At 62.1% G+C, this 12,723-nt stretch carries 11 protein-coding genes; 1 reads left to right on the plus strand and 10 read right to left on the minus strand.

Annotated features, from left to right (window positions below; genetic code table 11):
* Positions 1-104: 104 nt before the first annotated feature.
* The 10 genes from HH303_RS13225 to HH303_RS13270 form a co-directional block, all read right to left on the minus strand.
* Positions 105-1,148 (minus strand): ABC transporter substrate-binding protein, encoded by a 1,044-nt coding sequence (locus HH303_RS13225; RefSeq protein WP_169625849.1) that lies wholly within the window; start codon positions 1,146-1,148, stop codon positions 105-107.
* 33 nt (positions 1,149-1,181) lie between these two features.
* Positions 1,182-2,570, minus strand: a complete 1,389-nt coding sequence (locus HH303_RS13230) for a sigma-54 interaction domain-containing protein (RefSeq protein WP_169625850.1) — start codon at positions 2,568-2,570, stop codon at positions 1,182-1,184.
* 18 nt (positions 2,571-2,588) lie between these two features.
* Positions 2,589-3,782 (minus strand): PAS domain-containing protein, encoded by a 1,194-nt coding sequence (locus HH303_RS13235; RefSeq protein ID WP_169625851.1) that lies wholly within the window; start codon positions 3,780-3,782, stop codon positions 2,589-2,591.
* A 27-nt stretch (positions 3,783-3,809) separates the two neighbouring features.
* Positions 3,810-5,288 carry a glutamine synthetase family protein gene (locus tag HH303_RS13240; protein ID WP_169625852.1) on the minus strand — a complete coding sequence of 493 codons (1,479 nt, stop codon included), beginning with the start codon at positions 5,286-5,288 and terminating at the stop codon, positions 3,810-3,812.
* 45 nt (positions 5,289-5,333) lie between these two features.
* Positions 5,334-6,650: a type I glutamate--ammonia ligase gene (locus tag HH303_RS13245; protein WP_169625853.1), complete on the minus strand. Its 1,317-nt coding sequence runs from the start codon at positions 6,648-6,650 to the stop codon at positions 5,334-5,336.
* Between the two features lie 7 nt (positions 6,651-6,657).
* Positions 6,658-7,875 (minus strand): NAD(P)/FAD-dependent oxidoreductase, encoded by a 1,218-nt coding sequence (locus tag HH303_RS13250; RefSeq protein ID WP_169625854.1) that lies wholly within the window; start codon positions 7,873-7,875, stop codon positions 6,658-6,660.
* Positions 7,876-7,885: 10 nt separating this feature from the next.
* Positions 7,886-8,071 (minus strand): ferredoxin, encoded by a 186-nt coding sequence (locus HH303_RS13255; RefSeq protein ID WP_169625855.1) that lies wholly within the window; start codon positions 8,069-8,071, stop codon positions 7,886-7,888.
* A gap of 29 nt (positions 8,072-8,100) precedes the next feature.
* Positions 8,101-9,303, minus strand: a complete 1,203-nt coding sequence (locus HH303_RS13260; protein WP_227421819.1) for a cytochrome P450 — start codon at positions 9,301-9,303, stop codon at positions 8,101-8,103.
* A gap of 261 nt (positions 9,304-9,564) precedes the next feature.
* Positions 9,565-10,635 carry a class II fructose-bisphosphate aldolase gene (gene fbaA / locus HH303_RS13265; protein WP_227421820.1) on the minus strand — a complete coding sequence of 357 codons (1,071 nt, stop codon included), beginning with the start codon at positions 10,633-10,635 and terminating at the stop codon, positions 9,565-9,567.
* A gap of 40 nt (positions 10,636-10,675) precedes the next feature.
* Positions 10,676-11,605: a carbohydrate kinase family protein gene (locus HH303_RS13270; protein ID WP_169625857.1), complete on the minus strand. Its 930-nt coding sequence runs from the start codon at positions 11,603-11,605 to the stop codon at positions 10,676-10,678.
* A 125-nt stretch (positions 11,606-11,730) separates the two neighbouring features.
* Between HH303_RS13270 and HH303_RS13275 the strand changes: the two genes are divergently transcribed.
* Positions 11,731-12,672, plus strand: coding sequence for a sugar-binding transcriptional regulator (locus tag HH303_RS13275; protein WP_169625858.1), 942 nt, complete (start codon positions 11,731-11,733; stop codon positions 12,670-12,672).
* Positions 12,673-12,723 lie beyond the last annotated feature (51 nt).

Consider the following 12,723-nt stretch of genomic DNA (forward strand, 5'->3'; position numbering starts at 1 on the left):
TCCCGTCCGGGTTTCGGGTGCCGTTCCGATCTCGCGGAGACGGCACCCGGTACCGATTTTAACGCCCGACCCTTCGAAAATAGAAGGTTCGGATAACCAAACGATTATTGAGCTTTCACCGCATTCCAGGCGTTGGTGTAGACCTCGAACCGGTCACCCAGCGGCGCCCACATCAGCAGGCTGTCCAGATAATCCGGATCGTCCTGATGCAGGGCCGCGAATTGTTCCGGCGTCATGCAGGATTTCGCCGCCGCCGCGTTGGACGCGGAATAGCCGTTCACATTCGCCACGCCGCACTGACCCAGTTCGGACAATTGCATGTTCAGGAACTTGTAGGCGCAATCCTTGTTCGGCGTGCCTTTGACCACCATCCAGCTGTCCATCCAGCCTTCGGCGCCTTCGGTCGGGATGAATTCCGTGACCTTGATGCCTTCATCGGCCAGCAGGCTGGACTGATACCCGGCCCAGGTGTTGGAAATGACGACTTCGCCCGCCTTATACAGGTCGACCAATTCGCCTGCCGTCGCCCAGTATTTACGGACCAGCGGCTTCTGTTCCGCCAGAGCTTCCTGCGCCTTGGCGATCTGTTCGTCGGTCAGTTCGTAGATATTCATATCGCCGTTCTTGCGCGCGGCGACATAGATCGCGCTTTTGTCGTCCCAAAGCGAGATTTTACCCTTCAGATCCTCACGCCACAGATCGGCGATGGAGGTCGGCGGAGTGGCGAACGCATCGTCCCGATACATGAAGGCGATCGCGCCCCAGGCATAGGGCATGCCGTAATATTCGCCGTCCTTTTGGATACCGTCCAAGGCGCGGAACTTCGGATAGATATCGTCCCAACCGGCGATCTTGCTGGTGTCCAACGGTTCCACGAAGTCCAGATCGATCATCAGTTTCGTCGTGTCGATCGACGGGATAATCAGGTCATAGACCCCGCCGCCGGCCGTCAGCTTCGGTGCGAAATCGTCGTTCGAACCGACATAGGTGGCGTTCACCTTGCAGCCGGATTCCTCTTCGAACTGGGTAATGAAGGACGGGTCGGTATAGCCTTCCCAGGTCAGGACGTTCAGGGTTTCTTCGGCCATCGCGGTGCTGGCGGACGCCGCCAGCAGGAAGGCGCTGCATGCTAAAAACTTGGATCTCATTTTAACTCGCTCCTCTGTTCTTCGTGGTGCCGTTTACTGGTTTTTTCTGGTTTTACGGGAAATGGTGCCGATATCGACACCAAGCGCGGCAGCCGCTTTCCGCTTACTGCCGTGAATACGGATCGCGTCTTCGATGATCCGTAATTCGTAGTCCGCGACTGCGTCGCGGAGGGATGTTCTTTCCGCCAGCGGGGGCGTTTCCGGTAGGGTTTCCTGAAGGGGTGCATTCGGCGCATTCAGGTCCAGTTCCATTAACCGCCTGGGCAGTTCGTCGATATCCTCGCCCAAGACGGAAATCTGAAGCATCAGATTCCACAATTCCCGGATATTGCCGGGATATTGGTACAGGCGCAGGCGGTCGCGCAGGTCGTCGGACAGGTCCAACGGGACCGAGCGGCGCTGATTGATCGCCGTCAGGAATTTCTCGATCAGGTGTTCCAGAAGTTCCGGCACCTCGCGCAGCGGGCGCATCGGCATGTTCACGACGGCCAGCCGGTAATACAGGTCCAGCCGGAATCGCCGTTCGTCGGCCAGCGCCAGTAGGTCGCGGTTGGTCGCGGAAATCACTCGAACATTGACCCGGCGCGACCGTGTGCCGCCGATGCGCATGATCACCCCGTCCTCCAGGAAGGACAGCAGCTTTGCCTGCAACGGCAAGGGGATTTCACCGATTTCGTCCAGGAACAGCGTGCCGCCTTCGGCGGATTCGATCAGTCCCTTCTTGCCTTCCACCGACGCGCCGGTGAAAGCGCCCTTCTCGTATCCGAACAGTTCGGATTCGAACAGGCTTTCCGGGATCGCCGCGCAATTGACGGCGACGAAGGGGTCGGTGCCGTTGGCGACGAAATTGTGCAGGTAGCGGGCCATTTCCGTCTTACCCACGCCGGACTCGCCGGTGATGATGATCCGCGCCCCTTGCAGCAAGGCGCGCTCGCCGCGTGCCATCATGCGGTCCAGCCAGGGGGAGATGCTGCGCTGGCGGGCGAAGTCCGGGCGCAGGCGGCGTTCGTTGACGGCGTGAAAGCCCGCTTCCGATCGTTGGCCGGATGCTTGACGCCGGGCATGGTCGAAGACGGCGAGATCGCGCAGGGTCAAAACATAACCGGCATCCGCTTCCGGCGGTCCCGCCCGGCGCAATGTCACGAAAATCGCACCGACGGTTTCCCCGCGGAGGATCAGGTTGCCGCTGCGCCCGGCCTCCAGCATCTCCAGGATCAGCGTCCAGTTCAGATCGGATTCCCGACAGACCGCGACGAAATCCTGGCCGACGATTCCTGTCGGATCGAAACCGGCAATGGTCCCCGCCTCGCGGTTGCAGAAGGCGACGATGCCCGCGTCGTTCAGGACAATCAGACCGTCGGGCAGCGCGTCCAGGGATGCGGTGACGTCGAACGGGGTCGATGGGGTTTGGTTCCGTGTCATCGGTTTCTCTCCCATCGCCTATCGCTCCGCCCGGAGTTTGACGAGAGAGTCCCGCGTCTCGCCGGCGCCCGCCGATCCCATCCGGGGCCGCAGACTGAGGACGAGATAGTCGTTGCCGCGCAGCGTAAGCGGCCGCGCGGTCAATTCGGCACGCAGGTTCGAACCGGCCCCCGGAATGCCGACCGGGAATATCCGGTTCGGATGCCGAGGAATTGTCGACGCGGTCGAGGAAAACAGCGCCGACAGGCCGGATGGCAGATCAATCAGATCCTTCAAATTGCGTTCCGGCAGAATATCCGGGGTCACGTGCAGCAATTCTTCGGCGGCAAGATTGATGCGCAGGATGGCTCCGTCTCGGTCGACGACCAAAACGGCATCCGGCACGGCCTCGATAATGCTGCGCAGCGTGTCGATTTCTTCGCGCAGCCCCGCCGCGCGGCGGGCATGTTTGGACACGTCGCGAACGGTTCCCCACATGCGGTAGAGGCGATTGCCCCGGATATGGCCGCGGACGTCGTTTTCGACCTCGATATACATGCCGTCATAACGCAGGTCGCGGGACGGGGCGCCGTTCACATCGAAATTCGCGCGGATCAGGCTGCGCACGAAGGTTTCGTTTTCCGGGCTGCGCTGGAAGGTTTCGTGAACCGGGCGCAGGTTGAAGTCCTCGCCTTCCGGGGTGCGGTACAGGCGTGCCATCGCATCGTTGCAGAACCGCCAGCGCGGGCCGTTCTCGAAAACTTGCCGGACGATTTCTTGCTCCGGCGCGGACAGGTCCAGCGGTTCGCGCCATTCCATGCACCAGCCCGCATCGTCCGACGCGGCCAGGATCGACGACAGGATCTCGTTTTCTTCCGCCAGACGGGCGACATCGTCCAGGGAGCCGCCTTGCCGCCATTTCACCAGCCGCAGGCAGGCGCCGTGGTTGGCGTCGTCATACAGTGTCGCCACGGCGGTGGTGGAAATCGTCGGGCCGCCCGTGGCCCGGCGCAGGTCCAGACGCACGACATGCGGACCGGGCCGGGTCTGGGCGAACAGCCCTTCCAATCGTTCGCGGGACGGCAGCGGGTAGATGTCGGACCAGGGGGCGCCCGTCATCTCTCCCGCTGCAAGGCCCATCGCGGCCTCCTGGGTCGGGCAGACATGGAGAATCGACCCGTCGCGGCACAGAATGTCCGTCATTTCCGTCACGGTCGTCGCGTCTTTTCCCATGTCCAGTCCCTTCAAGTCAGCTTTGGGTTACGGCAGGCAGTGCAGATACCTTTCCACATCCCAATTGGTGACCTCTCTTAAGAACCGCGTCCACTCATCTTGTTTGTATTCGTCGTAAACTTCGTAAAGTCGGCCCGGCATGGCGGAGCGGACGACCTCATCCTGTTTCAACGCATCGAGCGCGTCGCGCAGGTTCAGCGGGATCAGTTTGACGTCGCCGCCGGACTGCCAGACCTCCGTCACGTTGCGGTCTTCCGGCTTGCCCGGATCGATCTTGTTGCGGATGCCGTCGTCCATCGCCTTCAACAGTGCGCCGCAGAACAGATGCGGGTTGACCATGCTGTCCACCGCCCGGAATTCCATGCGGTCGGGGGAGGAAATGCGGATGGTGCAGGACCGGTTCTGCAGGCCCCAATTGGCGCCGATCGGCGCCCATAGGCCGAAATCGTTGAATCGGCGGTAACTGTTGACCGTCGATGCGCCGATGGCGGTCAGGGCGTCGATATGCTTGATCGCGCCGCCCAGAACCCAATGGCCGAGTTCCGACGGCAACCAGCCGCCATCCGTGCCTTCGAATTCGTTCGTGCCGCCGACGGAATACATCCAGTTTTCTTCCATCCCCGGCAATTCGCCCGGTACGATCTGCTGAACCTCGCGTTCGCCCCCCAACCAGATGGAGCAGTTGTGGTGACAGCCGTTGGCCGCGTAGCCCATGTAAGGCTTGGACATGAAGCAGGCGATCAGCCCGTGCTGGCGCGCCACTTCCGCGCAAATCTGGCGGTAGGTCGTCATGCGGTCGCAGGTCGCTAGCATGTCGTCGAACTGATAGTTCAGTTCGATCTGACCCGGCGCGTCCTCGCAGTCGCCCTGGATCATGTCCAGGCCCATGGCGCGGGCGTAATCGGATACCTGCATCCAGATCGTCCGGGCGCTTTCGAACTGCCCGATGTGATAGGCCAGGGGTTCCGTGATTCCTTCGAACGGGCGGACCTCGCCGTCTTTCGGCTTCAGCCACAGCATTTCCGGTTCCATGCCAACCCTGACATGCAGGCCGTTATGCGCTTCCCGGAAGTCGCGATCGAACCGCTTCAGGTTGCCGCGCGTGTCGTATTCGTAATATTCACCCGGATGATTGGGATCTTCCAAGCCGTAGAACAGGGTGCAGAAAACGCGGGCGACGCGCTTGTCCCAGGGCAATTGGACGAAGGTGTCGGGATCGGGCAGCGCGATGCATTCCATGGCATTGGCGTCGAACCCGATCAAGTTGCCCTGAAAATCCGGCAACACGTTGGTGACGCCGCCCATCCAGGTCTGTACCCCTTTACGGGACTGCGTTTCCCAATGGCGGGACGGCGCGGCCTTGCCCATCACGCGACCGGTGATGGAGATATATTGATAGTAGATATAGTCGACACCCAGCGCGTCGATCTTCGCGCGCACACGGGCGACTTGTTCGGCGCGGCCGGGGGTATCAAGTTCGCGGTGGTAATCGGTATTCGTGTTCATCGTTCATCCCTGCTTCTGGTGGTTCTTCTTTGAGTCGTTTGGGCGTTATCCTTCGAGGTAACGGGCGCGTTCCTCGTCGCTGACCGCGCGGGCCAGGCTGGTATATTCGGACCGGCAGGCCGCGACGTAATTGTCCGTGAAGGCCGTCCCGAAAATGCGCTTCGCATGGTCGGATGCCGCCAGATTGTCCGCTGCCTCCACAAGATCGCGGGGGAAGCGCCGCGCGCCTTCCGGCACGAAATCGGGATGGGCGGCGGCCGTCGCGGGCGGTGTGGCAAGGCCGCGTTCGATCCCGTCCAGCCCGGCGCCCAGCATCAGGGCCATGGTCAGATAGGGGTTGCAGTCGGCGGGCGGCACGCGGAATTCCAGGCGGGCGCGGTCGTCCTTATGCGGCACGGACCGGACGGCGACCGTGAACGGATATTCCGCCCAGGTCAGAGATTTGGGGGCCCAACTGCCGGGGGCGAGACGGCGATAGGCATTCACCGTCGATGTGCACATGGCAAACGCTTCCGGCACGATTTCCATCATGCCCGCAATGAACGTGCCCGCCAGATCGTTGGTCTTGCCGTCCGGATCGGAAAACAGGTTCGCCCCCGTCTTCGCGTCGCGCAGGCTCATCACGCAATGGCCGCCGATAGCGGGGTAGTCGTTCCCCATATGCGGCATGAAGGTGATCGTCTTGCCGTGCTTACGGGCGTAGCTGCGCGCAGCGAGGCGCAGGAAGGACGCGTCGTCCGCCGCCCGCAGGCCTTCCGTCGCGGCCAGCGTCGCTTCCAGGCAGCCGGGCCCCAATTCAACGCCCAAACCATAAAGGGATACGCCGTGACCGAGGATTTCCGCCTCCAGTCCTGCGATGAAGTCGGCATAGGTATTGGCCGTCGCCCCGGACCAGCATTTGTTGTCCGGTGCGTATTTGCCCAGCGCGCCGAAACCCTTTTCACGGATCGTGGTTTCCGTTTCGTCGAGGATCAGCAATTCGAACTCGAACCCGGCATCGACCGTGTAGCCCATGGCGGCGGCGCGTTCGATCTGCTTGCGCAGAACCTGTCGCGGCATCACCTCCTTCGCCTCGCCCGATAGTTCCGCGATGACGGTGACCGCTTTCGGCTCGGACGGGTTGGCACGCATGGAAGACGGGTCGATGTCGACCGTTTCGGTGAAATAGGACGTGCCGCCGAACAGCGTGTCGCCGCTGTCCCAATAGGCGATGACATTGGCAAATCGGGGGTCGCCCGCCCAATGCAGGAACTGTTCGCGGCGCAAGCGGCGTTCCCGGAAGACGGACGCGTAATCGAACTGGCCGACATGGATGATGTCTGCGTCGAATTTGTCCAAGGCGGCTTTCAAATCGTCGGTCATGGTTTCCTCAAACGGCTGCGAAAGGGGTCGATGCATCGGCGATGCGGGACCGGTGTTTTGCGAGACTGGCGGGGTTGGCACCCAGGCCGACGATACCGACGATGCGGTCGTCGCGGGCATATTCGACAATGACCGGCTCGGTGCCGACCCGGCTCAAATCGCCTTCGATGACTGTTTGCGTTTCCGCCAAGGTCGGCGCGCCGAAGGCCTGCAGCCGCATGCCGTATTGGTCGCTCCAGAAGCTCGGCATCGGCGCGAAGGCGGCGTCCGGCTCCTTGCCGTCGGTCAGGGCGGCGATGCTTTCGGCGGCACGTTTCGCGGTGACGCCGGGGATGCTCCAATGTTCGACACGACGGGGAACGGTGTCGAATATCGGATTGGGGAAGCGGGCGACATCGCCGACGGCCAACAGGTTTTCCGTCCCCGCCGCGACCATGCGTCCGTCGACCAGAACCCCATCTTCCAGATCGGCGCCTGTACCGGACAGCCATTCCGTGTTGGGGCGTGACCCCATGGCCTCGACCACCAGATCGGTTTCGATGCGTTGCCCGTCATCCAGGATGGCGCTGCCGTCCGTGAAACTTTCGACGAAACGCCCCAGGATCAGATGAACCCCGTTTGCGCGATGCAATTGCGCCATCGCGGCGGCGACCCGCGCGCCCAGGGCCTTCAACATCGGTTGCGGCGTCGGGTCGACCAGCGTCACCGACAGACCAAGCTTGCGGGCGGTCGCGGCGATTTCACAGCCGATGAATCCCGCGCCGACGATCAGCAGACGTTTGCCCGGTTGCAGTTCCGCGGCGAGCCCTTGGGCATCGTCGAAACTGCGCAGCACATGGCGGACGCTTTCCATTCCCGGTATCGGTAGGCGGCGCGGCCGCAGCCCCGTCGCGGCAATGATCCATTCGCCCCGCACCAAGGATCCGTCCGACAGCCGGACACCGTCACTTTCCACGCCGGTGACCGCCCGGCCGAGGCGCAGGTTGACGTCTTCCGGGTTCAGGCGGCTGCGCAGTAGCAGTTTTTCGAACACCGCGTCCGGCGGCGCGCTGCCGTCTGCGAGGGCCTGGATGGCTTCCTTCGACAGGGGCGGGCGGTTGTAAGGCGGATGGGATTCCGCGCCGACAAGCGTGACGCGGGCATCGGGGCGCAATGCGACAATCGCTTCCGCCGTGCGCAGACCGGCGAGGGATGCCCCCACGATGATGATGGAAGGTCCGCTCATCCCCGCCCCGTCAGCTTATGATGATCGCTTGTTCGGGACAGGCGTCGGCGGCGGCTTCCGCATCGGCGCGCAGCCCTTCGTCGGGATCGGTTACCCAGACAAGGCTGCCGTCATCCGCGAAGGAAAAAACCTCGGGCGCGGCGATGACACATTGGCCGTGCAGCAAACAGATCGTCAGATCGACATCGATTTTCATGGCGGTTTCCTCTTCCCTGTTCCCGTTCGTTATGCCGGATCGAAGGCGATCGGCATCTTGATCGCCCCGGTATTGCCGCTGTCGGGAAGCCAGCTGACGTCCCCGTTGAAGCGCGGATTTTTCAGGCGCTGGGCCAAGAGCTTCAGGGCTTCCGTCATGTCGCCGCGGGCGATGAAATGGCCCAGGCAGTGATGCGCCCCGCCGCCGAAGCCGAAATGCGGGTTCCGTTCCGCCGTGATGTCGAATTCCGGATTGGGGAAGACCGTCGGGTCGGAACACGCAGCCTGGGAAAACAGGTGCAGGGTCGTTCCCTTGGGGATTTCCAGGTCGTTATAGGTGAAGGTTTCCGTCGCCTCGCGCGTGACCCAGGTGATGGTCGGGCGGACGCGCATAACCTCTTCGACCGCCGCGCGGGCCAGTTCCGGCTTTTCGGCCAGTAAGGCCCATTGATCCGGATGGCGGATGAACATGTCCATCGCCAATCCCAACTGGTTCCGGGTCGTGTCGATACCGCCGAAAATTGCCAGGACGATCATGTCGAGGAGTTCCTGATCGTTCAGCTTGGACTTGTCCTCGTTCGCCTTGACCAGGGTGCCGATGAAATCGTCCGACGGCTCCGCCCGGCGCAGGGCCACCAGTTCTTCGGCATAGTCGAAAATCTTCTGTGTCGCGGCGTCGACGGTGGCGAGGTCCTGCTTGTAGGTGACGCCAAGGGCGAGGCCCATATCCCCGGCGATATCGGCCAGTTCCCGCCATTTTTCGAACGGCAGGCCCAACAGGTCGCAGATCACGCCGGTCGCATAGGGCTCGGTGAATTCCGCGATGAAGTCGCATTCCCCCTTTGCCGCGAAACCGTCGATCAGGCGGTTCGCCAAGATTTCGAATTTGGGCCGCAAATCCTTAATCAGTTTGGGGGAGAAGGCCGGATTCGCCATGCGGCGCAGGCGCGCATGGTTTTCGCCTTCCTGACTCAACAACATGTTTTCCCACCACCGGGCGAACAGGCCCGTCACGCCGACATGGGTCGGCCAGCGGTAAGACCCCTGCCGCAGGGTAGGGTGACGCAGCAGCTTCAAGACGTCGTCGTAACGCAGGACGGCCAGACCGTAGGGGGTCTTTGCACACCAGGATTCGTCCCGCGCATTCAGCACCGCCTGGGAACGGATCGAGAAGTTCGGATCGGCGACGTCCAGAAACGGCAACGTCTCGAAACTGTCTGCAACCTGCATCATTTTATTCACTCCCTGAAGGGTTCCCGCGTTTTCCCTATTTGCATGCAAGTTGACTTCCTAAATTGAGAGGGACTCGATTAAGGTATTGAAAAAAATAGAAATAAAAATTTTAAGGTACCGGAGGACATGGTTCTTAGTCGGGAAGTTCTCGGAATCGCCCCGTCGAATGATGAGAAAACGCATCGATGATGCGAAAACGCCACCCTGAAACAGAGTGGCGTTGCCGATGGTGTTTATGCTGAAAGGAAGAAAAATTAACGGTCAGGCGGCCACGGATTTTCCGATGCTGCCCAGGTCCCGGCATGCCTGAACAACCCGGTCGCGCATCGACATCTCGCCTTCGCGCAGCCAGACGCGCGGGTCGTATTGCTTCTTCAGCGGCTGTCCGGTCGCGGGGTCCAATTGGCTGCGGAAGGCGGCGGCATGACCCTGGACATAATCCCCGATACCCTGGGCGAAGGCGAATTGGGTATCCGTGTCGATATTCATCTTGAACACGCCATAGGAAATCGCCGCGCGGATATCCTCCAGGTCGGACCCGGACCCGCCGTGAAAGACGAGATCCAGCGGGTTCCGACCCAGGTCATGGGTTTCCGCGACGAGGTCTTGCGAGGCTTTCAATATCTCCGGCCGCAGACGGACATTGCCGGGCGAGTAGACGCCGTGCACATTGCCGAAGGATGCCGCGATGGAAAACGGACCAATCGCATTCAGCCGGTCATAGGCCAACAGCACGTCTTCCGGCTGGGTATACAGTTTCGGATTATCGGCGATGTCGTCATCCGATCCGACGCCGTCTTCCTCTCCACCCGTGACGCCCAGTTCGATTTCGATGCTCATATCCAGCGGTGCCAGCCGTTCCAGCACGCGGGCGCATTCGGAAAGATTGCTGTCCAACGGTTCTTCGGACAGATCGATCATGTGGGATGAAAACAGCGGGCCGCCGAACTGACTGTAATGGTCCTGTCCGATATCGATCATCGCATCGACCCAGGGCACCAGTTTTCGGTTGGCGTGGTCTGTATGCAGAATGACGCAGACCCCCATATCGGCGGCCAGCATATGAACGTGCCGTGCCGCCGACGCCGCGCCCAGGACCATGGCGCGGCTTTTGTCCGGATGGCCCTGTCCGGCGAAGAAGGCGGCCCCGCCGTTCGACATCTGCACGATCACGTCGGATTGTGCCGTCCGTGCGGCCTCCAGCACCGCGTTTAGCGTGTTGGTGCCGGTGATGTTGACGGCGGGCAGGGCGTATCCCGTTTCCTTGCAATGATCGACGAGGTCGCGATAGGCGGCGCCGTGGACCACGCCGGGTTTCAGTTTCAAGCTCATGCAAATCCCTCCCATTCCCTGATTCTTGTAGATCGGATTGTTACAAATCTGCGGCGCGCGGCAGATCGGCCCCGCGCCTGCCGCAGGTCACCCGCGCGGCGGAAATCGCATAGCCGAGAAGACCGCTGAGCGATGCGGCGTCCATCGATGCGACCGCCGCTTTCGGATTGCCGTCGCCGTCGGCGGCCAGTTTGGCCAGCAACGCGGCCTGGAAACTGTCCCCGGCGCCGACCGTATCGACGACGGGGAAGCTGTCCGGCGTCACCCGTGCCGACGCGCCGCTGGCCGTCCAGGCCAGGACGTCGTCGCCGCCATCCGTGACGATCACCAGCCGGCAACCGCCGGAAATCCAATCGGCCGCCAGCGTCTCGAAGCTTTGGCCCGGAAACAGGATGCCGCTGTCTTCCGCGCTGATCTTGATCAGGTCGGCGCGGCTTGCGTAATGGGACAGGCGTTCGCGCCACAGGTCGACGTTCGGTTCGACATTGGTTCGGACATTCGGGTCGACGGAAACGAAGCGGCCCCCCGGCTGGTCGACCAGTTGCGCGAAGGCATCGGCGACGGGTTTCACGACCAGAGAGAAGGATCCGAAATGCAGGCCGGTAATGCCTGGCCCCGGTGGTTGGATATCCTCCGGCGTGATGCTGCAATCGGCGGAGCCCAGCCCGTAGAAGGTATAGGCGGGATGCCCCTGCGCATCGACGCCGACAAGGCTGACCGTCGTGCGCCGCCCCAGGCGGACCAGGTGATCCGTCGCGACCCCTTCGCGAGACAGGATGTCGAACAGCCGCTGCCCCAGCATGTCGTGGGACATGCCGGTCAGCAGCGCCGCCTTGCCCCCCAACCGCGCGATACCGATCGCGACATTGTAGGGGGAGCCGCCGGGATGCGCTTCAAGCCGCAAAACCCCGGACCCGTTTTCCGAATCCAGAAACACGTCGTACAGCGCCTCGCCGCAGACTAGATACATGGGGACTTCCTCCTGACTGACATCCTGCACATGGGCATTTGCCCAAATTGCTGGCAATTGGAAAGATATGGGGGTGATATTGTCGGTGCGGGGCACAGTCCGCCCCGCCGGTAGGGAGAGTTCTTATGGCCGGTAACGGTAACCGACTGGACGACGCGGCGCGCGCCGCGTGGCTGTATTACATCGCCGGCAATACGCAGGAAGAAATCGCCGCCAAGCTGGGCGTGTCGCGGCAGTCGGCGCAGCGGTTGGTCTCGCAAGCCATGGCCGCCGGTTTGGTGAAGGTACGGATCGATCACCCGATTGCCGAATGCCTGCGATTGGCGACGGACCTGAAGGCCCGGTACGATCTGCAATTCTGTGACATTGTGCCGTCGGGGCTGGATTCCGATTCGACCACAATCGGCATTGCGGAGGCCGCAGCGACCGAAATCGAACGATGGCTGACGCGCGAGGACCCGATCGTTTTGACCATCGGCACGGGGCGAACCTTGAAGGCGGCGGTCGAATGCCTGCCGCGCATCGATTGTCCCCACCATACGGTCGTCTCCCTGACCGGCAATATTTCGCCGGATGGGGCGGCGGCCTATTACAACGTGGTCTTCACCCTGGCCAGCGTGGTCACGGCAAAGACATTCCCGATGCCCCTGCCGGTGATCGCGTCGTCCGCGAGCGAACGCAAGATGCTGCACGATCAGAAGATCGTGCGGTCCACCCTCGCCATGGCGGAGCGGGCGGATGTCAGTTTTCTGGGGATCGGGGAGCTGGGCGAGTCGGCGCCTCTCTATGTCGACGGGTATATCACCCATGACGAATTGCTGGCGCTTCAGAAAACGGGCGCGGTGGGGGAGATCGTCGGCTGGGCCTTCGATGCCGACGGCGAGATTATTCAAGGTTTGACCAATGAACGGGTGGCGAGCGCCGCGATTCCGTCCCGCGACACGTCCCTGGTCATCGGCATCGCGAAAGGCAGCGTGAAGCGCGCCGCGATTCGCGCCGCCGTGGCGGCGGGGCTGGTAAACGGCCTGATCACGGACGAAGCGACCGCCCGGGCCTTGCTGGCCTGACATTCCCGGTTCCTCCCTGAAATCCGGACCTTTTTTCACCGGTTTAGGCGA

It is taken from the genome of Pacificispira spongiicola (genome assembly GCF_012926505.1).
GTDB lineage: Bacteria > Pseudomonadota > Alphaproteobacteria > UBA8366 > Aestuariispiraceae > Pacificispira > Pacificispira spongiicola.